The following is a 20,658-nucleotide window of genomic DNA, read 5'->3' on the forward strand; positions in this document are numbered from 1 at the left end:
GACCCAGTCGCCGCCCTATGGTTTACCGAGCGCCTTACTTGACCGCCGAGTCGAACAGATGTGCCTCGATGTTGTCGACATCGAGCGCCGCAAAACCCTCCGACAGCTTATACCCATCCGCATCGGCCTTGACCTTGGCCTTGTCGAAATCATTGGCCGGGCCGATCAGCTCGTTGGTGCAGACGTCCTCGGCCTTCACCGGACTGGTTATCTGGCCGATCTTGTGGATCTCGTCGAAGAAGCCCTGCCAGCTCGCCATGTCATGCGAGCCCCAGCCTTCGCGCTTGTCCATATCGCCGCGGAAGACGTTGATCTGCTGCAGGATCGAGGTGGTGCCGAGTTCGGGCCCGAGATTCTTGGCCAGCGTCGGGAACTGCTCGAACACCGCTTCGACGGCGGCGCGTGGATTCTGGTAGCCGAACTCCAGCCCCATCGCCCAGCCGCGCAGGTACTTTTCCAGGAACGCCTTGCGGTCGGGATCCTCGAGATCGGCCGCCCGCACTACGAAGGTGTTTGCCGGCAGCTTCGAATTCTGCACGCCGAGCCAGTATTCGAAGTCAAGGTTTTTGGCGATCCATTCGGCGCGTAAGCCTTCCCACGACAGCGCGGCGTCGCCCTGGCCGCCGGCAAGTGCGGTGCCCCAGGTCGGCCAGCCGGCCTCGACATACTTCACTTTCTTGATGTCGACGCCTTGCGCCGCCAGCAGCGGATCGGTGATCGACTGCCACGCGGCGGAGCCGAGCAGGATCGTCTTGCCCTCGAGCGTCTTCAGGTCGTTCGTTCCCTCACCCTTGCGGAAGGCAAAGCTGAACGTGTCGCGCGCGCCCATGTGGAACACGGATTTGAGCTTCATGCCGTTCTGGATGGCGAAGGAAAAGACGCCGGGGGAAGGGAAGCCCATGTCGGCCTGGCCGACATCGACGAACTTCACCGTCGCGGTGCCGTCCGACGGGCCCGGCTGCATGTCGGTGTCAAGGTCGCCGAAATAGCCGGCTTTCTTGGCGGCCCAATAGGGATAGTCATCGAGCACTTCGAGCGTGCCGCGCGGCGAAATCCAGGTGAATTTGCCGTAGGGCTCGGCCTGCGCCCTGAAGCTCGAGCCGCCGAGCGCCGTGGCCGTCACCAGGCCTGCGCCGGTGACTTGCAGGAAAGTGCGGCGGCTGATGCCCGCTTTTGAACCGATGTGACTTTCGTTGGTCATGGCATTCCCCTTTTTGGTTGATAGATTCTTGCCCTGTCCCCGCCTCCCGGGCGCCATCATTGCACCGCGCTCATGCCTCCCAGTTCGCCCATTTCTTGCCGATCAGGAAGAACAGCACGTAGATGAGGATGCCGAGGATCGAGAGGATCAGAACCACCGCGAAGAATTGCGGCATCTGGATCATCGACGAATAGGTGGTCAGCCGGTTGCCGAGGCCGAAGCCGCCGCCGACCATCTCGGCGCCGACGGCGGTCAAAAGCCCAAAGATCGCGCCGATCATCAGGCCGACAAGGATCATCGGCAGCGCCATCGGCGCCCGGATCTTCCAGAATATCTGCAAGGTGCTGGCGCCGTAGGACCGCGCCAATGCGATCTTGGCGCTGTCGACCCGGCGAAAGCCGGTCGCCGCATTGATCATCACCATCGGCCCGGCGGCCAGCGCCACCGCGATGATGCGCGGCGTATAGCCGAAGCCGAAGCGCAGGATCAAAAGCGGCACCAGCGCCAGCATCGGCGTGGTGACCAGGAGCAGGATGTAGGGTGCTACGATCTTCTCGGCGAAAGGGAATTGCGTGATCACCGCGGCCATCACCAGGCCGATGATGGCGCCGATCGAGAAGCCGGAGATAAGCTCGACCAGCGTGTAGCCGAGATGCGGCGCAATCAGCGGGAACTCGTCGAACAGCGCGTAGGCGATCGCGCTTGGCCCCGGCATGATGTAGTGCGGCACGTTGAACAGCCGCAGCGCCAGCTCGATGCCGCCGATGATAACCACCGCAACGGCGACAATAGCGGCGACTTCCGCACCCGACCTGATGCCGGGACCGCTGGCGAAGGCCGAAAGATTGGTCAGGCTGACGTCATGCCCATCGCCGGCCTTGGCGCCCGCCTTGATTTTGGAGAATTCCGGGATGGCGTCGTCTCCGCTCACGGCCTGATCCTCACAATTTCGGCGGTGGTGCGCTCCCACGCCTTCGGCCGTACGCGTTCGCCGACGATGTCCATCTTGATCGTGTTGGTGAGGTCGAAGACCTCCTTCGTCGCCATGATCTCCAGCGAGCGCGGGCGCGGGAACGGCACGCGATATTCCTTGGCCACGCGCCCCGGCCGCGCGCTCAGCACCACCACCCTGTCGGACAGGAAGATCGCCTCCTCAATGCTGTGGGTGATGAAGACGATGGTGGTTTTGGTATCGAGCCAGATCTCCTCGACGAGACGGTTCATCTCTTCGCGGGTAAAACTGTCGAGAGCGCCGAACGGCTCGTCCATCAGAAGGACGGACGGCTTCAGCGCCAGCGCCCGCACGATCGCGGCGCGCTGCTGCATGCCGCCCGAAAGCTCGCGCGGAAACTTGCCGCCGAAGCCGTCAAGCCCGACGCGGTGGATGAGATGCGCGATCCAGGCGCGGTCCGGCTTCTCGCCCTTGATCTCGAAGGGAAAATGGATGTTGGCGTCGAGATTGCGCCAGGGCAGGAGATTTGCCTCCTGGAAGACAATGCCGATATCCGGATGCGGGCCGGCGATCTCCTTGCCGTCGAGCCGGATTGCGCCACTGGTCAGGCGATGCAGCCCGGACATCGACCATAAAAGCGTCGTCTTGCCGCAGCCGGAGGGCCCGACGATCGAGACGATCTCATTGGCATGGACGTCGAGGCTGCAGCGGTCCAGCGCCAAAAGGTCGCCGGAGGCCGTATGATAGATCTTGGTCGCATCCTGCACGCCAAGCTTCGGGGTTTTTGCATTGCCCGCGTTCATGCGCCCCTCGGAGATTGCGCGATGATCCAATAGGTCATCCGTCCGCAAAAATCAGTCTGTAACTATCCTACTTTACTGTCAAGCGGCGACCGCGCCTCTAGTCTGCGAGATCGTTTATGCCACGCCTATATCGTTGTTTGGATTAGCTTTTCTATTTCTTGAAATGCTTGTTGCTTTCCTACATACTTCGCAAACAAGCCGCACGAGGCGGAGCAGGCAAGCGATGCGCAAACATGGTAGAGGTCGAGTTCCACGAACGGCAGGGGATGACCGATGATCGAAGCTGACCGCCAGGGGCCGCCGACCTCCGACGGCGACCCCGATGGGCGCGATCCGGATGGACGCGATCATGTCAGGCGCATACCCGACATCATCTCACTGGTGAAGGATTCCTATGGCGACTTGCGCCCGGCGGAGCGGCGCGTCGCCGATGTCGTGCTCGACGACGTCAGGTTCGCGGTCGACGCTTCCAATGCGGCGCTTGCCCAGAAAGCTCAGGTCAGCGAACCCACCGTGACCCGGTTCTGTCGCGCCATCGGCTGCGAGGGCGTGCGCGACTTCAAGCTGAAGCTGGCGCAGAGCCTTGTCGTCGGCGCGCTCTATTTGAGCAAGCCGCCGCCCACCAGCAGCGACAACGGGATGCCGTTCTGGAATGCTGTGTTCAGCGAGGCCCGCCGGGCGCTGCAGGAGGCCGAGCGGCAGCTTGATCCAGCACAGCTGGTGAAGGCGGCCGAGCTCATCGCCAAGGCGCGTCAGGTCACGGTGTTCGGCCTCGGCGGCAGCTCCTCGGCGCTGGCGCAGGAAACCCAGTACCGGCTGTTCCGCTACGGCATTACAGTGAGCGCCCAGTGCGACCCGTATCTAATGCGGATGACCGCCTCGACCTTGAGGCCCAGCGATCTGGTGATCGCTATTTCGGCGACGGGACGCACGCGCGAGGTGATCGAGGCCGTCGAGCTTGCCAAGCACTACCGCGCCAACGCGATCTGCGTGACCGCGCCCGACACCGACCTGGCCCGCGCCTGCGACGTCAGGCTGACAGTCGCGGTGCCCGAATATCCCGACACGCTGAAGCCGACGGCTTCCCGCTTCGCCTTCCTGGCCGTCATCGACCTGATGGCGGTGGCGGCCGCCTACAAGCTCGACGGCTCGGCCCGCGAAACGGTTCGCCGCATCAAATACAACGCCCAGATCCACAGGACGGGCAAGGAAATGGAACCGCTGGGCGATTGAGGATCTCTTTCCTTCTCCCCTTGTGGGAGAAGGTGGATTGGCGCGCAGCGCCAAGACGGTTGGGGGGTGCTGGACGGAGCGCGGTCGGTGCCAAGCTGGAGCACCGCTCATCCGACCGAGCTTCGCTCGGCCACCTTCTCCCACAAGGGGAGAAGGAAAGACCGGGCGGCGCCGACTTGAAAAGGAAGAGGGACAACATGCTCGACTTGGCACCATCGAAACAGGCGGCCACCTGGCTTTCCTCCCTCGCCCGCGCCCTCGAGGCGGGCGACGTAACGGCAGCGACCAATCTGTTCGTCGAGGACTGCTACTGGCGCGACCTGCTGACCTTCACCTGGAACATCAAAACCATGGAAGGCCGCGCGGCGATCCATGACATGCTGGAAGCCACGCTGGCGACGACAAAGCCGACTTCCTGGCAGCTAAGCAGCGAGGCAAGCTCGGACGAAGGCATCGTGGAGGCCTGGTTCACCTTCGAGACGTCATCCGCATGGGGCCAGGGCGTCCTGCGCCTGGCAGAGGGCCGGTGCCGGACGCTGTTCACGGCGATGAGTGATCTCAAGGGCTTTGAAGAACGCAAGGGGCCCGCGCGGCCTCTGGGCGTCCGCCACAAGGCCGATCCGGATCGAGAGACCTGGGCAGAGGCGAGGGCGCGCGAGACGCGTAATCTCGGCGCAGGCCAGCAGCCCTACTGCCTGGTCATCGGCGGCGGCCAGGGCGGCATCATGCTGGGCGCGCGGCTGCGGCAACTCGGCGTGCCGGCCATCGTCATCGAAAAGAATGCTCAAGCCGGCGATTCCTGGCGCAACCGTTATCGCTCGCTCGTGCTGCACGACCCGGTCTGGTACGACCATCTGCCCTACATCCCGTTTCCCGAAAACTGGCCGGTGTTCACGCCCAAGGACAAGATGGGCGATTGGCTGGAAATGTACACGCGCGTCATGGAGCTCAATTACTGGACCTCCACGAGATGCGTCAGCGCGTCCTACGACGAAGCCGAAAAGGTCTGGTCGGTCGAGGTCGATCGCGCCGGCGAGCGCATCACGCTGAAGCCGAAGCATATCGTCTTCGCCACCGGCGCCTACGGGCCGCCCAGGCAGACCGACCTGCCGGGCGTCGAGACGTTCCGGGGCGAGATCCTGCACTCCAGCCAGTATTCCAACGGCGAGAAGTTCCGGGGCAGGCGCGTCGCGGTCATCGGCGCGGCAAGTTCGGGACACGATGTCAGCGTCGACCTGTGGGAGAGCGGCGCTGAGGTGACCATGATCCAGCGCTCACCGACGACGGTCGTCAAGTCCGACACGCTGATGGAGGTCGGGTTCGAGATCTTTTCGGAGAAAGCGCTGGCCCGCGGCATCACCACCGAGAAGGCCGACATGATCGTCGCCTCGACGCCGTTCGCGCTGCTGCCGCAAAGCCAGCGGGCGCTCTATGACATCATCAAGGCGCGCGACGCGGCATTCTACGACCGCTTGCGCGGCTCAGGTTTCGCCCTCGATTTCGGCGACGACGAGACCGGGCTGCTGATGAAGGCCTACCGCACCGGCTCGGGCTATTACATCGACGTCGGAGCATCGGACCTGATCATCGATGGTGAGATCGGCGTCCGCAGCGGCGTCGAGATCAAATCGCTGACGCCGGCCGGGATCCTGTTCGACGACGGCACCGAACTGGCGGCCGATGCCATCATCTCCTGCACCGGCTATCAATCCATGAACGAGACGGTGGCGGCGATCGTCTCGCGCGAGGTCGCCGACAGGGTCGGCCCGTGCTGGGGGCTGGGCTCGGGCGCCAGGGGCGACCCGGGTCCGTGGCAGGGCGAATTGCGCAACATGTGGAAGCCGACGGCGCAGGAAGCGCTGTGGTTCCACGGCGGGAATCTCGCACTGTCGCGTTTCTATTCGAAGTTCGTGGCGCTGCAGATCAAGGCGCGCATGGAAGGCATTGCGACGCCGGTTTACAGAGCGCCAGGGCAGTAGCCGGTGATCAAAAGCAACCTCTCCGCCATCTACCGAGACTACATAGCCTGCCTGAACAAGCAGGACTGGGCGAAGCTGGGACAGTTCGTCCATGATGAAGCGATCCACAATGGTCGGCGGGTCGGGTTATCAGGTTATCTCGAAATGCTGCGCAGAGACTTCGATGAAATTCCGGACCTTTACTTCGACGTCCAGATGCTGATTTCCGATCCGCCTTACATCGCTAGCCGGCTGGGCTTCGACTGCACGCCAAAGGGAGCGTTCCTTGGCCTCGACGTAAACGGGAAGAGAGTCTCCTTTGCCGAGAATGTGATCTATGAGTTTCGCGGCGGAAAGATCGTCCAAGTGTGGTCTGTCATAGACAAGGCGGCTATCGAGGCCCAGCTCTAGGGCAAGGACTATCGCCTGTCGATGCATAACCAGCTGGATATGCTAAATCCAGTGACGTCTGATCGAGAGCTATGCTGCTATGAGCGACAAGCGCCATGGCAATCACGCTCGCACTTGACCAACACATATCCAGGTGGTTATACGTCAATCAATAGCCCGTAAGTTATCGATCCCGAATGCCGAATGCTCATGATGTGCTCTTCAGAACGCTCGCCGATCCGACTCGGCGGGCTCTCTTCGAACGGCTGTGCCGCGAAGGAGAACAGACGGTCGGCGCCCTCACGGCTCAGTCCGGGGTCTCACAACCGGCCGTGTCGAAGCATCTCGGCGTTCTGCGGCAGGCCGGACTGGTACGCGATCGCCATGAAGGTCGCCAGACGCACTATAGTGCGCAACTCGGCGCGCTGGCTCCGCTGATCGACTGGACAAGCCAGATGGCCGGATTCTGGCAGAGCCGCTTCGACGACCTCGAAGACCTGCTCAAAAGGATGGACCAGTGAACGAAACGTCGACCGAAACGCTCTCCGTCGTTGTCGAACGGGAGATCGCTTATCCGCCGGAGAAGATCTGGCGCGCGCTCACGCAACCACACCTGATCGAGGAGTGGCTCATGAAGAACGACTTCAAGCCGGTGGCGAACCACCGTTTCAGTCTTCGCGCGGACTGGGGCGCTGTAGAGTGCCAGGTCCAGACGGTCGTGCCGAACAGAACGCTGACTTACACGTGGGATACCAAGGATCTCAAGAGCGTGGTCACCTGGACTCTCACCCCTACGAGCACGGGGGCCCATTTGCGTATGGAACAGTCGGGCTTCCGACTGGATCAGCAGCCTTACTTCCGGGGCGCCAAGGTTGGATGGCCGAGGTTCTTTGAAAACCTGGAGCAGCTCTTGGCGCGGATAGACTGAAATCTGCCGGCACAATTCACAGACAGACCCTGTTTACGGAGCGGCACGCCGCGAACGTGACGATGGAGGAACACCAATGAAGATCAAGTTGACCAGTGTTTACGTGACCGACCAGGAAAAGGCGCTGCGCTTCTACACCGACGTGCTGGGCTTTACCAAGAAGGCCGATTTCAGCAATGGGCCGTTCCGCTGGCTGACCGTGGTCTCACCCGATGAGCCGGACGGAACCGAGCTGCAACTCGCGGCCGACGACAACCCGGCGGCCAAGGCCTACCAGCAAGCCATATTTCAGCAGGGCCAGCCCGCGGTCATGTTCTTCACCGACGACGTCAAGGGCGACTACGATCGCATCAAAGCGCGCGGCGCCGAGTTCACCATGCCGCCGGCCGAGGTAACCGGCTCGACCATCGCCCAGCTGAGCGATACCTGCGGCAACCTCATTCAGATCACCCAGCTGGCGCGCTGGTAGGGCGGTCCTGATGAATTGGAACATGTGGGTTCGGCAGATTCACCGGTGGACGTCGATCGTCTTTACAGTGACCGTCATCGCCAACTTCGTCGTCATGGGTATGGGGGAACCTCCGGCCTGGGTGGTCTACTCGCCGCTGCCGCCGCTCTTCCTGCAGTTGTTCACCGGTCTGTACATGTTCGTGCTGCCATATGCCGCCAAGTGGCGCAGCGGACAACGCACCGGCGCGTAGGGTGAAGCAGACAACCGCGTTGCCTGCTTTCTCGAGCTTCGACCCTGATCAGGCCACCCATCCCGTAACGACGGGACTGAACGGTTAGAGCGGTTCACAGCTTGACTGAATCGGAACGGATTCCCGTTCGGTCGGAATTGTGATTCAAGATGCTGGCTGGATTGGAGGCCAGCATCTGATGACCCGACCTCTTTCCAATGATCTTCGAGGGCGCGTTGTGGCGGCGGTGGCGGCCGGGGAGAGCTGCCGATCGGTTGCCGAACGGTTCGGTGTTGCGGTTTCGTCGGTGGTGAAATGGTCGCAGCGCTATCGTGCGACAGGTTCGGTGCGCCGGCCAAGATGGGCGGGCATCGCAAACGGCTTCTGGAGCCGCATCGCGCCTTCATCGTGGAGCGGATCAACCAGACCTCGCACCTGACGCTGCATGGGCTGAAGGAGGAACTGGCGGCGCGCGGGGTTAAGGTATCGCACAACGCGGTATGGCTGTTCCTGCGGCGCGAAGGGCTGCGGTTCAAAAAAAACGCTGTTCGCCCTTGAACAGGCCCGCGCCGACATCGCGCGGCGACGACAGCGCTGGCGCTCCTGGCAGGCCGGCCTGGATCCACGCCGGCTGGTCTTCATCGACGAGACCTGGATCAAGACCAACATGACCCCGTTGCGCGGCTGGGGACTGAGGGGCAAGCCTCTGCGCGGCTTCGCCCCGCACGGTCACTGGCGCACGCTGACCTTCCTCGGCGCACTGCGCTGCGACCGGCTCACCGCACCTTGCGTCTTCGACGGGCCGATCAACGGCGAGTGCTTCCGCGCCTATGTCGAACAGCAGCTCGTGCCGGTCCTGGAGCCGGGCGACATAGTCATCATGGACAATCTCGGCTCCCACAAGTCGACGGCTGTCCGGCAGATGATCCAGGCAGCCGGCGCCAGGCTCTGGTACCTGCCGCCCTACTCGCCCGACCTCAACCCGATCGAGCAAGCCTTCGCCAAGATCAAGCACTGGATGCGGAAGGCCCAGAAACGATCGATCGAGGAAACCTGGCGGCATATCGGCCACCTCGTCACCACCATCGAGCCGAACGAATGCAGCAACTACTTCGCAAACGCAGGCTACGCTTCCGTCAAATCGTGAAAGACTCTAGTCGCGGCTGTGCCCGAAATGCCGGCTCACGACATCGACATGCGTCTCGTGGCCATGCGCTTCGAAACGCTCGGTATCGCTAAGATCGTCCACCGCCTCGTTCGGCCACCAGGTGCCGCCAATCACGATACCGTCCGAGACCAGCCTCTGCTCGGCGACCAGCGAGGCACCGACCGCATCGACAAAGGTGAAGCGCCCCGGACGCAGCCGCAGCACCGCGATGTCGCCGACGGCACCAACCGTGAGCTTGCCGAGATCGAGCCTTGCGATCGCTTCCGCCGGCCGTTGTGTTGCGGCGCGCAGGACCTCGACAAGCGGCATGCCGAGCGCCAGTAGCTTTGACATGCAGACCAGAATGTCGAAGGCTGGACCGTCAACGCAGTAAAGATGCACGTCGCTGCTGATCACGTCCGGCGCCAGCCCCTCGCTGAGCATCGCCTTGGCGACCGCGAAGTCGAACGAGCCCATGCCGTGGCCGATGTCGAAGATGACGCCGCGTTCGCGCGCCAGCCGCATGTCCGGCCGCACCGCGCCCGATGCAAAGATCGGCGCGTTGGGGAACGGCCGGAAGCAATGGGTGAGAACGTCGCCCTTGCGCAGCCGTGGCAGCACTTCCGAGCGGCCCGGCGGCGGCTCGTCGATATGCGCCATCAGCGGCAGGCCGGCCTGATCGGCGGCCTCGAGTGCCAGATCGACCGGGGCGATGCCGCTGGTGCCGCCGGCATGGCGACCTGAGCGGACCTTGACGCCGACGACCACATCGCGATGCTCGCGCGCCGCGGCGACGACCTCGCGCGGATTACACAGTCCGAGGTCGCTGCACTCGCCGACCGAGACCGTCTGCGAGAAGCCGAAAATGCCGGCAAAGGAAATATTGACATAGGCCAGGATGCGGACCTTCGAACGCTCGATGACGTGGCGGCGAAAGCCAAGGAAATTGCCGGCGCCGGCGCTTCCAGCGTCGATGAACGTCGTGGTTCCGCTTTTTGCGGCGAGGCGGTCAGCGTCGACGCCGAGCGACGTGCCGCCCCAATAGACGTGGCTGTGCAGGTCGATGAGGCCGGGCGCGACGATGGAGCCCGTCGCATCGATGACGTGCCCGGCGCGCTCGAAGGGGATGTCGGCGTCGATCGCAGCGATGCGGCCGTCGGCGATGGCGACGTCGCGTTGCGCGTCGAGGCCGGACGACGGATCGATGAGGCGGCCGCCCTTCAGCAGGAGATCAAATTGCATCGGCGTCCGCCTCCGTTCCGTCTTCAGACCGGTCTGTAGGCGACGGCCTCGACCTCGATCCTGATGTCGATCATCAGCCGCGACTCGACGGTGGTGCGCGCCGGCGGATCCTTTGGGAAATGCCTGGCATAGACGGCATTGAAGGCGCCGAAATCGCGCGCGTCCTCGAGCCAGACGGTCGTCTTGACCACGTCGTCCATGGTGCAGCCGGCCAGTGCCAGGGCTGCCTTAACGTTCGAAAGCACCTGCTCCGTCTGCTCAGTGATGCCGCCCTTGACCACCACGCCGTCGCTGCCGACCGGGACCTGGCCGGAGACATAGACCATATCGCCGGCCCGGACCGCTGGCGACAGCGGCACATGGGATGTTCCAAAACACTGCTTGGGCAAGGAAAAAATCTCCTGTTCAAAAACACTGGCGCCTTGCCGTGCTGTCCGGCAATCGCCGCAAGTCAACGCGGTTCGGGCTTTCTCGCTGCACCGGTTTGCCCGTTTCCTGCCGGAAGGTCTACGCCGGTCCGCGCGATTCTCATACAGGCTGTGTTGGAAAGCAACATTTTTTGGATTTCATGTTGCTTTATTACAAGAGCATCAGCATCCTGCGCGAAGAATGATTGCTTCGGCTTATCCGGCAGGCGAGGATTGGACGAGGGACAGGCGAGGAGCCGCATGATCGATTTCGGTGGTCGCAGCGTGGTCGTCACAGGCGCGGCAGGCGGCGTCGGCAGCGCGCTGGTCGCCGTTTTGTCCGCCTGCGGCGCAACGGTGGTCGCCTGCGATCGCGAAGGCGCCGACCTGACCGGCGCCGGGATAGAAGAAGCGCACCATTTCGACCTTCTCGATGACGACGCCGTGGCGGCATTTGCCAAGCGCATCAGTGAAAAGGCGGCCCCGGCGGCGGTCATCTCGAATGCCGGTTGGACGCGAGCGGAAACGCTCGCCGACGTCTCGACGGCTGCCCTCGACCACGAGATGGATCTGAACTTTCGCAGCGCCGCGCTGCTGTCGCAGGCACTGCTTCCCGTCATGCGCAACCAGCCGCAGGGCGCGGCCTTGGTGTTCATCTCCTCGGTCAACGCGCAGGCCCATTTCGGCAACCCCGCCTACGCCGCCGCCAAGGCGGCGCTCAACGCCTGGATGCGCGCCATCGCCACCGAGGAAGGCGGCAACGGCATCCGGGCGAATGCCGTCATTCCCGGCTCGATCCGGACCGGCGCCTGGGAACATCGCCTTGCCCACAAGCCGGAAATCCTTGCAGCCGTCGGCAAGCTCTATCCGCTCGGCAGGCTGGTCGAGCCGGTCGAGGTTGCCCGCGCCGCGGTATTCCTGGCGTCGCCTTTTGCCAGCGGCATCACCGGCACGACTTTGAATGTCGACGCCGGCCTGATGGCCGGCAATCTGCCGTTTCTGGACCAGATCGGCAGTTGACCGGATGAGGTCGAGCCTCCAGCCGATCGAAAATATCGCAAGACAGGGGAGCAAGAAGTGACCTTCGACAAGAACCCGTTTCCGCCCGGCGACGCCGACCGCCATGCACTCTGGGAGATGCTGGTGCGCCGCGACATCGACGCTTTCCTCGGCCAAGACTGGTCGATGGTCGAGGATGATTTCGTGGCCTCGAGCTTCTTCGGCATGCACGCCCATTTTCTCAGCGATGCGGACGCCTGGCGGCTGCAGTTCCCGACGCTTGGCAGCTATCGCGACGAGTGGCTGCGCCAGGCCAAGGAAACTGCGGCGACGGCATTTGCCGAACCGTTGCGTGAGGCGCTGTTTCGCATCACCAACATGCGCGACATCGATGTCGACGGCGACCGCGCCGTGCTGCACAAGAAGTTCAACGGCTCGGTCGCCAGGCCCGACGGCAGCGCCGAGACGCTGAAATGGCAAACCCTCTATTTCTGTACCAAGGTGGAGGGAAGCTGGAAGATATCAGGTTTCGTCGGCTACATGCCGCATCCGCTCGGCAGCTAGTTCTGCCGGTCAGCGGTCGATCCGCGTCGACAGGATGATCGAGGACGACGTTCGTTCGACCCCGTCCATCGCGCCGATCTGGTCAAGGAGCGTGTCGAGGTCCCTGATCGACGGCGCGTCGACGATGACGATCATATCGAAATTGCCGCTGACGGAATGCAGCGTCCGGACCGGCGCCAGCGCCTGCAGGCTGCGCACCACTTTGTCGGCTAGCTTGGGCGTGACTGTGAGCAGGACATGCGCACGCACCAGTCCCTGTTCGTAATCCGGAGAAAGCCTCACCCCATAGCCGGTGATGACGCCGCGCTGTTCCAGCCGCTCGATCCGGCTCTGCACGGTTGTCCGAGACACGCCAAGCCGCCGCGCCAGCTCGGCGGTCGAGGCGCGCGCATTCGCCCGCAGCAGCGAGAGCAGGGCCTGCTCGGCGTCACTGAGCATTGCGATGAAAACCTTCGGCATGTTGTTCAAAAACAGACTTCGTTTCGCACAATTCCACGCTTCCTTTCGACAGGCAAGCTGCGATCATGTCGTCGGAATCAATTTTTGGGCGAGGGAACCGGTCATGAAGAAAATCATCGTTGTCGGCGCCGGCAAGATCGGCTCGACCATCGCCGATATGCTGGCGTCCACTGGCGACTATCATGTCACCCTCGTCGACCGCTCGGCGGCGCAGCTCGGCACGGCTGAACTGCCGGCCGCGGTTGCAACGCTGGAGCTCGACATCGAAGCCCCCGGCATTCTTGAAGCGGCGCTGGCCGGCACGTTCGCCGTGCTCAGCGCAGCGCCGTTCCATCTGACCACGCGCATCGCCGAAGCGGCTGCCAGTGCCGGCGTGCACTATCTCGACCTGACCGAGGACGTCGTCAGCACCAGGCGGGTCAAGCAACTGGCGCGCTCCGGCAACAGCGCCTTCATCCCGCAATGCGGCTTGGCGCCGGGCTTCATCTCGATCGTCGCCCATGATCTCGCCAGCCGCTTCGACACGCTGGAAAGCGTGCGCATGCGGGTCGGCGCGCTGCCGCAATACCCGTCGAACGCGCTGAACTACAACCTGACCTGGAGCACCGACGGTGTCATCAACGAATATTGCGAGCCCTGCGAAGCGATCGTAGAGGGCGCACTGGTCGAGGTGCCGCCGCTCGAGGAGCGCGAGGAGTTCTCGCTCGACGGCGTCACCTACGAAGCGTTCAATACCTCCGGAGGGCTCGGCACTTTGGCCGAGACGCTGAAGGGCAAGGTGCGCACGCTGAACTACCGCACCATCCGCTATCCCGGCCATGCCGCAATCATGAAGGCGCTGCTCAACGATCTCGGCCTGCGACACCGCCGCGACGTGCTGAAGGACATTTTTGAAAGTGCCCTGCCGGCGACGCTGCAGGATGTGGTCATCGTCTTCGTCACCGTCAGCGGCTTGAAGAACGGCCGCCTGCTGCAGGAGACTTATGCCAACAAGATCTACGCCGAGCGCATTGGCGATAGGGTGCGCAGCGCCATCCAGATCACCACGGCCTCCGCCATCTGCGCGGTGCTCGACATGCTGGCCGACGGCACCTTGCCGGCGAAGGGCTTCGTCAGGCAGGAGGACATCGCGCTCGACGCCTTTCTCGCCAACCGCTTCGGCCGCGCCTATGCTCAGCACGAGATGGTGAGCCGGTTGGCGAGTTGAACTGCGCATCCTTCCCTTCTCCCCTTGTGGGCCTGTTGCGTAATTCACTGGTTGTGATTCTCTGAGGCGAAAGCCGAGGAGAATCGCGATGGCGGTGAAGCGGACGGGTCAGTTGAGCCTTGCGGAGGCATTTCTGGGGGACAAGCAGGCGGGCGGGTCTTCGCCGCTCGACCGGTTGGTTGACTTGGTGAAGTGGTACCGCTTCGAGAAGCTGCTGACCCCGCTGCGTGATGGTGGGCCGGGACGCGCGGCCTGGCCGCCGCTGCTGCTGTTCAAGGCGCTGTTGCTGCAGTCGCTCTATGGGCTGTCGGATCGCGCGCTGGAGGAAGCGCTGGGTGACCGGCTGTCGTTCCGGCGCTTCGTTGGGCTTGGCCTGGAGGAGAGCATTCCCGATCACACGGTGCTGTCGCGCTTTCGCAATCTGCTTGTTGGCGAAGGTCTCTTGGAGAAGCTGTTTGGCGAACTGGACCGGCAATTGGAGAAGGCCGGTGTGATCCTGAAGCGCGGCACGATGCTGGATGCGACGCTGATCGATGCGGTCTCAGCACCGCCGACAAGCGAGCGGCCGTCGAAGGATGCCGAGGCACGTGGCGTAAGACAGGGCAAGAAGGGCTCACCTTCGGCTACAAGGCCCATGTCGGCGTGGACGAGGGTTCCGGCCTGATCCGCACGCTGCTCACGACGCCAGCCAACGTCAACGACACGGTGGTGGCCGATGGTTTGATCCGCGGCGACGAGAGGACGGTGTGGGCGGACGCCGCCTATGACACCCATGCCCGCCGCGCGCGGCTCAAGGCCGAAGGCAAGAAGCCGCGCATTGCGCGCCGCCCCAACAAACACCATCCGCTGCCGTCGCGGCTCAAGCACTACAATCGCCTGATCGCCAGACGGCGGGCGACGGTGGAGACCACCTTCGCCACGCTCAAGAACCGCATGAAGCTGACCACGATCCGTTACGTTGGGCTAGCCAAGGCAGCTGCCCAGGTGACGATGGCGGCGATCGCCTTCAACATGCGCCGATGGGCCGCCATCACGGGATAGGTGCGCCGGTGACCGGCCAAACGCCGCACCAATACCCCTCAAACTCCAAACCAGACGCCAAATCACCCAAGCAAAGCGGAATGCTAACGGTGAAACCGTTCCGCAGCCTGTCCTCGCTAACTGCGCAACAGGCCCACAAGGGGAGAAGGGGGAGCCCACCGCACTCAAATATGCAGCGCGTGCCCGAGCGCCTTCAGCGCGGCTTCCTGAAAACCCTCGCCTTGCGTCGGATGAGCATGAATGGTGCCGGCAATGTCCTCCAGCCGGGCGCCCATTTCGAGCGCCAGGCCGAAGGCCGTCGACAGTTCCGACACGCCCTGGCCGACCGCCTGGATGCCGAGCACCAGATGGTTGTCCGCGCGCGCGACGACCCGGACAAAGCCCTCCTCGCCCATTTTCGTCATCGCCCGGCCGTTGGCGGCGAAGGGAAACAGCCCGACCTTGACCTCGCCCTGAGCCTTGGCCTCCTCCGGTGACAGCCCTGCGGTGACCAGCTCCGGATCGGTGAAGCAGATGGCCGGGATGCAGCGCTTGTCCCAGCTGCGCTTGTGGCCGGCGACGATCTCGGCGACCATTTCGCCCTGCGCCATCGCCCGGTGTGCCAGCATCGGCTCGCCGGTGACGTCGCCAATGGCAAAGATGCCGCGCATCGAGGTGCGGCACTGGTCGTCGATGCGGATGAATGTCCCCGCCCTGTCGAGATCGATCTGCTCGAGCCCCCAGTCTTCGATCACCGGCTTGCGCCCGACGGTGACCAGAATCCTGTCGGCAGCGATCTTGGCATTCTTGCCGTCCTTCGTCTCGACCAGCAGCGCATCGCCCTTGGTCGACAACCCCTTGGCCTTGGCGCCCACAAGTACCTCGATACCGAGCTCAGCGAGCCGCTTCACGACTGGCCGGGTCAGCTCTGCATCATACTGCGCCAGCACGCGCGGCAAAGCCTCGACCACGGTCACCCTGGCGCCCATCTTGGCGAAGGCAATGCCGAGCTCGAGACCGATATAGCCGCCGCCGACGACGGCAAGCCTTTCCGGTACTTCGCTCAGCGCCAGTGCTTCGGTGGACGAGATCACCGGCCCACCGAACGGCAGGAATGGCAGCTCGACCGGCGCCGAGCCGGTCGCGATCACCACCGTCTCGGCGCGGACCACCTGCATCCCGATCTCGGTCTGGACCTCGACGGTCTTGCCGTCACGGAATTTCGCCCAGCCATGCACGGTCTTGACCCCGGCCTTCTTGAGCAGACCGGCGACGCCGCTGTTCAGCCGGCTAACAATGCCGTCCTTCCAGGCGATGGTCGTGGCGAGGTCAAGGGCTGGCGCCCCGGTCGTGATGCCGAGCGGGCTTTTGCCGCCGGCCATGTGCGACACCTTTTCGAACTCCTCGGCCGCATGGATCAGCGCCTTGGACGGAATGCAGCCGACATTCAGACAAGTGCCGCCTGGTTTGCCGAACTCGACGATGACCGTGTCAATGCCGAGCTGGCCGGCGCGGATGGCTGAGATATAGCCACCGGGGCCGGCGCCGATAACGAGCAACTTGCAGGAGATTTCCTTCATGGCATCACTCCAATTCCTTGCCGCCAGGCAAATCGCCGACCATGGATTGGCGGATACGTCCCTCCCTTCGTCATCCTGGGGCGAAGCAGGAGCGAAGCGACGTCGCGAAGACCCAGGATCCTGTGTGTTGGTTCAGGTGTATGGTTTGAAGTGGGAAGGAGGCCGAGTGGATCCTGGTCGTCCTTTCGGACAGGCCGTGGCATGGCCCGGTCCCTTCCCACCGGTGAACCATCAACCTGAACAGTTGCACGGGGCTGTTCCAAGCAGACCCCGCACCACAGGAAGAGGCATGGACATGATAGTGCAGAACTATGTCGGCTGCGACATCTCCAAGCAGTGGCTCGATTTTTTTGATGAGACAAGCAACCGATATCAGCGCATCGCCAACCAGGCCGATGCGATCGCTGCCTATGTGGCGGGCCTCGACCCCAGTCGAGACTTCATCGTCATGGAGGCGACAGGCGTCCATGACCGGCTGCTGCGCCACGCGCTGGCCAAGGCAGGCGTTCCATTCTCCCGGCACAACCCGGCGCACACTCACCCCTATGCCAAGTCGACGAGACGGCGAGCCAAGACGGATCGTCTCGATGCCAGGATGCTGAGCGGCTATGGCCGCCGCTATCAGCCTGCACCCGAGCCGGGGCCGTGCGAAGAAAACGAGCGACTTCAATCGCTTGCCCGTCACCGTGACCAACTGGTCGATATGCGGGCAAGGCTGAAGAAGCTCCTCGGTGAGGCCTTCGAGGAGACTGTCGTTGCCGAGCTGGAAGACATGATTGCCGGCTTCGACACACGCATCAAAGCGCTCGAGAGCCGGATCGCCAAAGTCATTCGTCAATCCGAGGACACCGCCCGCGATTATACGCTGATGATCTCCGTGCCCGGTGTCTCCAAGATCAGCGCGCTCTCGCTCCTAGCGCACCTGCCCGAGCTCGGCCAGCGCTCGCCTAAGTCGATCGCGGCACTCGCCGGCCTTGCCCCGTTCGATAATAAGAGCGGTAAGCTCCAACGCAGGAGCCAGATCCAGGGCGGTCGATCGCGTGTGCGTCGGGCTCTCTATATGGCGGCGCTGAGCGCCATCCGAGCCTGTGACCGCTTCAGAGCTTTCTACACCGACCTTGCAGCCCGCTCAGGCTCCAAGAAACTGGCCATCATCGCCGTCGCAAGGAAGCTCCTGGTCGTCCTCAACGCCATCATCCGCGATAAAACCGCATTCGCATGAACACAGTTGCCATGCCGTGCCATACGCGGCAGGCGAAACCGGACCAAAACCGGCAACCTTACGCGCCGGGTCGCCGCAACGGATGACGATGGTGTGCCTGAAAAATAGTCGAGATGGCGTCGCGGAAAGGAGCGGCGTTTCTGCGCCGCTGCATTCTTCGGCCAACGTCACGGCATGGACCCCGGGGTCTGCGCTCCGCTTCGCGTTCGCTCCGCCCTGGGATGACGAAGCGATGGGGATCTGTGGCCAACCGCAAACGCTGGATTCTCGATTCATGACCCTAATCCACAAAAATCAGCGCCGGGGTCTCCAGCAGCGTCTTGATCCGTTGAATGAACACCGCGGCATTCCAGCCGTCGATGACGCGGTGGTCGAAGCTGGAGGACAGGTTCATCATCTTGCGCGGAATGAACTGCGTGCCGTCCCACACCGGCCGCACCATCATCTTGTTGACGCCGAGGATTGCCACTTCCGGGTGATTGATCACCGGCGTCGTCGCCACGCCGCCCATAGCGCCGAGCGAGGTGATGGTGATGGTCGAGCCCGAGAGCTCGTCGCGCGTCGCCGTGCCCGATCTGGCCGCCTCGGCGAGCCGGTTGAGCTCGGCGGCGCAGTCCCAAATGTCGCGCGCCTCGGCGTGTTTGACCACCGGCACCACCAGCCCCGAAGGCGTCTGCGCGGCGATGCCGACATGGACGCCGCCATGTTGGTGGATGATGCCGGCTTCGTCGTCGAACAGCGCGTTGACATTGGGCTGGTCGGCGATGGCCCTGACCATCGCCCGCATCAGGAACGGCAGCAGCGTCAGCTTCGGTCTCTCCGCGCCGGTGCGCTTTTCCTTGTTGAGCGCGGCACGCAATTCCTCGAGCGCGGTAACGTCGATCTCCTCGACATAGGTGATGTGCGGGATGCGCGACTTGGCCAGCTTCATCTTCTCGGCGATCTTTCGCCTGAGCCCGACTATTTTGATGTCTTCGACGGCATCGTTGCGGGCGAGGCCGGCGAGTTTCGCAAGCTGCGGTCCACGCGCCAGAAACGCCTCGATGTCCTCATGCTGGATACGGCCGGCCGGGCCGCTTCCCGTGACCTGTCGAAGGTCGATGCCGGCCTCTTTTGCTCTCAGGCGGATGGCAGGCGAGGCCAGCGGCTTTTCGCCTTCGGGGCGCGGGGCTCCCGAGGGCGCAGGACCGCCACCCCTAACTCCTCCCCACAAGGGGGAGGGGGATTCCGTCGCCGGTGAACCTTCACGCTCAGAGACTTTTTCGGGCGGGTGCGGGGCCGATTTGCCACTGGCTTCGGCGGCCCTGGCTCGTCCCCCTCCCCCTTGTGGGGAGGGGTTAGGGGTGGGGGTACTCTTGGCGCTCGCCTCAACGTCCTGCGGCGCGCCTGCCTTCACATTGCCGTCGCCAGCCACTTTCAAACGGACGATGGGCGAGCCGATCGCCACAGTGTCGCCGATCTCCGCACCCAGCCAGAGGATTTCGCCATCGACGGGCGAGGGGATTTCAACCGTCGCCTTGTCGGTCATCACGGCAGCAAGCACCGCGTCCTCGCGCACGAGATCGCCGACCTTGACCTGCCATTCGACCAGCTCGGCCTCGGCGACGCCTTCGCCGACATCGGGCAGCTTGATCACATATTCACCCATCAGTCAGGCCTCCATCGTTTCGACGAGCGCGCGGCCGACCCGGGCGGGCCCGGGGAAATAGTCCCACTCCTGCGCATGCGGATAGGGTGTGTCCCAGCCGGCAACGCGAGCGACGGGCGCTTCGAGGTGATAGAAACAATTCTCCTGCACCAGCGCCGACAGCTCGGCGCCGAAGCCGGAAGTCAGCGTCGCCTCGTGCACGACCACGCAGCGCCCGGTTTTCTTCACCGAGGCGACGATCGTCTCGAGATCGAGCGGCAGCAGCGTCCTCAGATCGATGATCTCGGCATCGATGCTGGCCTCCTCGGCGGCCGCCTCGGCGACATAGACCATGGTGCCATAGGCAAGCACGGTGACATCAGCACCCAGCCGACGGGCCACCGCCTTACCGAGCGGGACCGTGTAGTGGCCGTCTGCGACCTCGCCGAGCTCATGTTTCGACCACGGCGTCACCGGGCGGTCGTGATGGCCGTCGAACGGGCCGTTGTAGAGCCGCTTCGGCTCGAGGAAGATCACCGGGTCTGGGTCCTCGATCGCCGCGATCAGCAGGCCCTTGGCGTCATGCGGGTTGGACGGCACGACGACCTTAAGGCCGGAGACGTGGGTGAACAGCGCCTCCGGGCTTTGGCTGTGGGTCTGGCCGCCGAAGATGCCGCCGCCGGTCGGCATCCTGACCACGATCGGGCAGGTGAAGTCGCCGTTCGAGCGGTAGCGCAGCCGCGCCGCCTCCGAGACGATCTGATCATAGGCCGGATAGACATAGTCGGCGAACTGCACCTCGACGCAAGGCTTCAGGCCGTAGGCGGCCATGCCGATGGCCGAGCCGACGATGCCGGATTCGCTTATCGGCGCATCGAAGCAGCGGCTTTTGCCGTACTTCGCCTGCAGGCCCTGCGTGCAGCGGAAGACGCCGCCGAAGAAACCGACATCCTCGCCATAGACGATGACGCGTTCGTCGCGCGCCATCGACACGTCCATGGCGTCGCGGATCGCCTCGATCATTGTCCGTCTTGGCATG

23 protein-coding genes and 2 pseudogenes are annotated in these 20,658 nt (G+C 63.6%); 16 read left to right on the forward strand and 9 right to left on the reverse strand.

Annotated elements, in window-relative coordinates:
- Positions 1 to 34: 34 nt before the first annotated feature.
- The 3 genes from EJ066_RS07015 to EJ066_RS07025 form a co-directional block, all read right to left on the reverse strand.
- Positions 35 to 1,201: an ABC transporter substrate-binding protein gene (locus EJ066_RS07015; protein WP_126036176.1), complete on the reverse strand. Its 1,167-nt coding sequence runs from the start codon at positions 1,199 to 1,201 to the stop codon at positions 35 to 37.
- Between the two features lie 70 nt (positions 1,202 to 1,271).
- On the reverse strand, positions 1,272 to 2,132 hold the full coding sequence (locus EJ066_RS07020; protein ID WP_126036178.1) for an ABC transporter permease: 861 nt from the start codon (positions 2,130 to 2,132) through the stop codon (positions 1,272 to 1,274).
- Complete coding sequence (locus tag EJ066_RS07025; RefSeq protein WP_126036180.1) at positions 2,129 to 2,956, reverse strand: ABC transporter ATP-binding protein; 828 nt, start codon at positions 2,954 to 2,956, stop codon at positions 2,129 to 2,131. The genes EJ066_RS07020 and EJ066_RS07025 overlap by 4 nt, the downstream gene beginning before the upstream one ends.
- Before the next feature lie 273 nt (positions 2,957 to 3,229).
- On the opposite strand from EJ066_RS07025, the gene EJ066_RS07030 reads away from it, so the two are divergent.
- The 10 genes and pseudogenes from EJ066_RS07030 to EJ066_RS07065 all read left to right on the forward strand — a co-directional run.
- Positions 3,230 to 4,189, forward strand: coding sequence for a MurR/RpiR family transcriptional regulator (locus EJ066_RS07030; RefSeq protein WP_126036182.1), 960 nt, complete (start codon positions 3,230 to 3,232; stop codon positions 4,187 to 4,189).
- A gap of 197 nt (positions 4,190 to 4,386) precedes the next feature.
- Positions 4,387 to 6,168 carry an NAD(P)/FAD-dependent oxidoreductase gene (locus EJ066_RS07035; RefSeq protein ID WP_126036184.1) on the forward strand — a complete coding sequence of 594 codons (1,782 nt, stop codon included), beginning with the start codon at positions 4,387 to 4,389 and terminating at the stop codon, positions 6,166 to 6,168.
- Positions 6,169 to 6,171: 3 nt separating this feature from the next.
- Positions 6,172 to 6,558 carry an ester cyclase gene (locus EJ066_RS07040; protein ID WP_126036186.1) on the forward strand — a complete coding sequence of 129 codons (387 nt, stop codon included), beginning with the start codon at positions 6,172 to 6,174 and terminating at the stop codon, positions 6,556 to 6,558.
- 176 nt (positions 6,559 to 6,734) lie between these two features.
- Positions 6,735 to 7,058 carry a metalloregulator ArsR/SmtB family transcription factor gene (locus tag EJ066_RS07045; RefSeq protein WP_126036188.1) on the forward strand — a complete coding sequence of 108 codons (324 nt, stop codon included), beginning with the start codon at positions 6,735 to 6,737 and terminating at the stop codon, positions 7,056 to 7,058.
- Complete coding sequence (locus tag EJ066_RS07050; protein WP_126036190.1) at positions 7,055 to 7,465, forward strand: SRPBCC domain-containing protein; 411 nt, start codon at positions 7,055 to 7,057, stop codon at positions 7,463 to 7,465. The genes EJ066_RS07045 and EJ066_RS07050 overlap by 4 nt, the downstream gene beginning before the upstream one ends.
- 76 nt (positions 7,466 to 7,541) lie before the next feature.
- Positions 7,542 to 7,934, forward strand: coding sequence for a VOC family protein (locus EJ066_RS07055; protein WP_126036192.1), 393 nt, complete (start codon positions 7,542 to 7,544; stop codon positions 7,932 to 7,934).
- 10 nt (positions 7,935 to 7,944) lie between these two features.
- Entirely contained in the window at positions 7,945 to 8,166 is a 222-nt protein-coding gene (locus tag EJ066_RS07060) for a hypothetical protein (RefSeq protein ID WP_126036194.1), read from the forward strand.
- Between the two features lie 178 nt (positions 8,167 to 8,344).
- Positions 8,345 to 8,584: a helix-turn-helix domain-containing protein gene (locus tag EJ066_RS31755; protein ID WP_245455091.1), complete on the forward strand. Its 240-nt coding sequence runs from the start codon at positions 8,345 to 8,347 to the stop codon at positions 8,582 to 8,584.
- Positions 8,506 to 8,703 (forward strand): hypothetical protein, encoded by a 198-nt coding sequence (locus EJ066_RS31760; protein WP_245455258.1) that lies wholly within the window; start codon positions 8,506 to 8,508, stop codon positions 8,701 to 8,703. Before EJ066_RS31755 ends, EJ066_RS31760 begins: the two co-directional genes overlap by 79 nt.
- A pseudogene (locus tag EJ066_RS07065) lies at positions 8,660 to 9,292 on the forward strand (IS630 family transposase); the annotation flags it as partial. The gene EJ066_RS31760 and the pseudogene EJ066_RS07065, both read left to right, overlap by 44 nt.
- A 6-nt stretch (positions 9,293 to 9,298) precedes the next feature.
- Here EJ066_RS07065 and EJ066_RS07070 read toward each other — a convergent pair.
- Positions 9,299 to 10,534, reverse strand: a complete 1,236-nt coding sequence (locus tag EJ066_RS07070) for an amidohydrolase/deacetylase family metallohydrolase (protein WP_126036196.1) — start codon at positions 10,532 to 10,534, stop codon at positions 9,299 to 9,301.
- A gap of 23 nt (positions 10,535 to 10,557) precedes the next feature.
- Complete coding sequence (locus EJ066_RS07075; protein ID WP_245455186.1) at positions 10,558 to 10,860, reverse strand: RidA family protein; 303 nt, start codon at positions 10,858 to 10,860, stop codon at positions 10,558 to 10,560.
- A 38-nt stretch (positions 10,861 to 10,898) separates the two neighbouring features.
- On the opposite strand from EJ066_RS07075, the gene EJ066_RS31265 reads away from it, so the two are divergent.
- From EJ066_RS31265 to EJ066_RS07090, 3 genes are read left to right on the forward strand one after another with little or no spacing between them, the layout of a single operon-like run.
- Positions 10,899 to 11,147 carry a hypothetical protein gene (locus tag EJ066_RS31265; RefSeq protein WP_126036200.1) on the forward strand — a complete coding sequence of 83 codons (249 nt, stop codon included), beginning with the start codon at positions 10,899 to 10,901 and terminating at the stop codon, positions 11,145 to 11,147.
- Positions 11,148 to 11,202: 55 nt separating this feature from the next.
- Positions 11,203 to 11,961 carry an SDR family oxidoreductase gene (locus EJ066_RS07085; protein WP_126036203.1) on the forward strand — a complete coding sequence of 253 codons (759 nt, stop codon included), beginning with the start codon at positions 11,203 to 11,205 and terminating at the stop codon, positions 11,959 to 11,961.
- A gap of 57 nt (positions 11,962 to 12,018) precedes the next feature.
- Complete coding sequence (locus EJ066_RS07090) at positions 12,019 to 12,504, forward strand: hypothetical protein (RefSeq protein WP_126036206.1); 486 nt, start codon at positions 12,019 to 12,021, stop codon at positions 12,502 to 12,504.
- Positions 12,505 to 12,513: 9 nt separating this feature from the next.
- Here EJ066_RS07090 and EJ066_RS07095 read toward each other — a convergent pair whose 3' ends face one another.
- A complete protein-coding gene (locus tag EJ066_RS07095) occupies positions 12,514 to 12,942 on the reverse strand; it encodes an Lrp/AsnC family transcriptional regulator (protein ID WP_126043772.1) in 429 nt (142 codons plus the stop codon).
- Positions 12,943 to 13,066: 124 nt separating this feature from the next.
- Between EJ066_RS07095 and EJ066_RS07100 the strand changes: the two genes are divergently transcribed.
- On the forward strand, positions 13,067 to 14,170 hold the full coding sequence (locus tag EJ066_RS07100; protein WP_126036208.1) for a saccharopine dehydrogenase family protein: 1,104 nt from the start codon (positions 13,067 to 13,069) through the stop codon (positions 14,168 to 14,170).
- An 88-nt stretch (positions 14,171 to 14,258) separates the two neighbouring features.
- Positions 14,259 to 15,211 (forward strand): annotated as a pseudogene (locus EJ066_RS07105) (IS5 family transposase).
- A gap of 164 nt (positions 15,212 to 15,375) precedes the next feature.
- Here EJ066_RS07105 and lpdA read toward each other — a convergent pair.
- Positions 15,376 to 16,770 carry a dihydrolipoyl dehydrogenase gene (gene lpdA / locus EJ066_RS07110; protein WP_126036211.1) on the reverse strand — a complete coding sequence of 465 codons (1,395 nt, stop codon included), beginning with the start codon at positions 16,768 to 16,770 and terminating at the stop codon, positions 15,376 to 15,378.
- A gap of 289 nt (positions 16,771 to 17,059) precedes the next feature.
- On the opposite strand from lpdA, the gene EJ066_RS07115 reads away from it, so the two are divergent.
- Positions 17,060 to 17,992 (forward strand): IS110 family transposase, encoded by a 933-nt coding sequence (locus EJ066_RS07115; RefSeq protein ID WP_126034559.1) that lies wholly within the window; start codon positions 17,060 to 17,062, stop codon positions 17,990 to 17,992.
- A gap of 280 nt (positions 17,993 to 18,272) precedes the next feature.
- Here the strand turns inward: EJ066_RS07115 and EJ066_RS07120 are convergent, their stop codons facing one another.
- Both EJ066_RS07120 and EJ066_RS07125 read right to left on the reverse strand, forming a co-directional pair.
- Positions 18,273 to 19,640, reverse strand: coding sequence for a dihydrolipoamide acetyltransferase family protein (locus EJ066_RS07120; RefSeq protein ID WP_126036215.1), 1,368 nt, complete (start codon positions 19,638 to 19,640; stop codon positions 18,273 to 18,275).
- 3 nt (positions 19,641 to 19,643) lie between these two features.
- Positions 19,644 to 20,657: an alpha-ketoacid dehydrogenase subunit beta gene (locus EJ066_RS07125; protein ID WP_126036217.1), complete on the reverse strand. Its 1,014-nt coding sequence runs from the start codon at positions 20,655 to 20,657 to the stop codon at positions 19,644 to 19,646.
- Position 20,658: the final 1 nt, after the last annotated feature.

The sequence above is a fragment of the Mesorhizobium sp. M9A.F.Ca.ET.002.03.1.2 genome (assembly GCF_003952365.1).
Lineage (GTDB): Bacteria > Pseudomonadota > Alphaproteobacteria > Rhizobiales > Rhizobiaceae > Mesorhizobium.

Excerpts from the sequence above, each read along its gene's own strand:
- EJ066_RS31755 (WP_245455091.1), top strand. The coding sequence starts at position 8,345 with ATGACCCGACCTCTTTCCAATGATCTTCGAGGGCGCGTTGTGGCGGCG.
- EJ066_RS07025 (WP_126036180.1), bottom strand. The coding sequence starts at position 2,956 with ATGAACGCGGGCAATGCAAAAACCCCGAAGCTTGGCGTGCAGGATGCG.
- EJ066_RS07035 (WP_126036184.1), top strand. The coding sequence starts at position 4,387 with ATGCTCGACTTGGCACCATCGAAACAGGCGGCCACCTGGCTTTCCTCC.
- EJ066_RS07100 (WP_126036208.1), top strand. The coding sequence starts at position 13,067 with ATGAAGAAAATCATCGTTGTCGGCGCCGGCAAGATCGGCTCGACCATC.
- EJ066_RS31760 (WP_245455258.1), top strand. The coding sequence starts at position 8,506 with ATGGGCGGGCATCGCAAACGGCTTCTGGAGCCGCATCGCGCCTTCATC.
- EJ066_RS07070 (WP_126036196.1), bottom strand. The coding sequence starts at position 10,534 with ATGCAATTTGATCTCCTGCTGAAGGGCGGCCGCCTCATCGATCCGTCG.
- EJ066_RS07030 (WP_126036182.1), top strand. The coding sequence starts at position 3,230 with ATGATCGAAGCTGACCGCCAGGGGCCGCCGACCTCCGACGGCGACCCC.
- lpdA (WP_126036211.1), bottom strand. The coding sequence starts at position 16,770 with ATGAAGGAAATCTCCTGCAAGTTGCTCGTTATCGGCGCCGGCCCCGGT.
- EJ066_RS07015 (WP_126036176.1), bottom strand. The coding sequence starts at position 1,201 with ATGACCAACGAAAGTCACATCGGTTCAAAAGCGGGCATCAGCCGCCGC.
- EJ066_RS07075 (WP_245455186.1), bottom strand. The coding sequence starts at position 10,860 with ATGGTCTATGTCTCCGGCCAGGTCCCGGTCGGCAGCGACGGCGTGGTG.
- EJ066_RS07115 (WP_126034559.1), top strand. The coding sequence starts at position 17,060 with ATGGACATGATAGTGCAGAACTATGTCGGCTGCGACATCTCCAAGCAG.
- EJ066_RS07120 (WP_126036215.1), bottom strand. The coding sequence starts at position 19,640 with ATGGGTGAATATGTGATCAAGCTGCCCGATGTCGGCGAAGGCGTCGCC.
- EJ066_RS07060 (WP_126036194.1), top strand. The coding sequence starts at position 7,945 with ATGAATTGGAACATGTGGGTTCGGCAGATTCACCGGTGGACGTCGATC.
- EJ066_RS07085 (WP_126036203.1), top strand. The coding sequence starts at position 11,203 with ATGATCGATTTCGGTGGTCGCAGCGTGGTCGTCACAGGCGCGGCAGGC.
- EJ066_RS07095 (WP_126043772.1), bottom strand. The coding sequence starts at position 12,942 with ATGCTCAGTGACGCCGAGCAGGCCCTGCTCTCGCTGCTGCGGGCGAAT.
- EJ066_RS07125 (WP_126036217.1), bottom strand. The coding sequence starts at position 20,657 with ATGCCAAGACGGACAATGATCGAGGCGATCCGCGACGCCATGGACGTG.
- EJ066_RS31265 (WP_126036200.1), top strand. The coding sequence starts at position 10,899 with ATGTTCCAAAACACTGCTTGGGCAAGGAAAAAATCTCCTGTTCAAAAA.
- EJ066_RS07045 (WP_126036188.1), top strand. The coding sequence starts at position 6,735 with ATGCCGAATGCTCATGATGTGCTCTTCAGAACGCTCGCCGATCCGACT.
- EJ066_RS07055 (WP_126036192.1), top strand. The coding sequence starts at position 7,542 with ATGAAGATCAAGTTGACCAGTGTTTACGTGACCGACCAGGAAAAGGCG.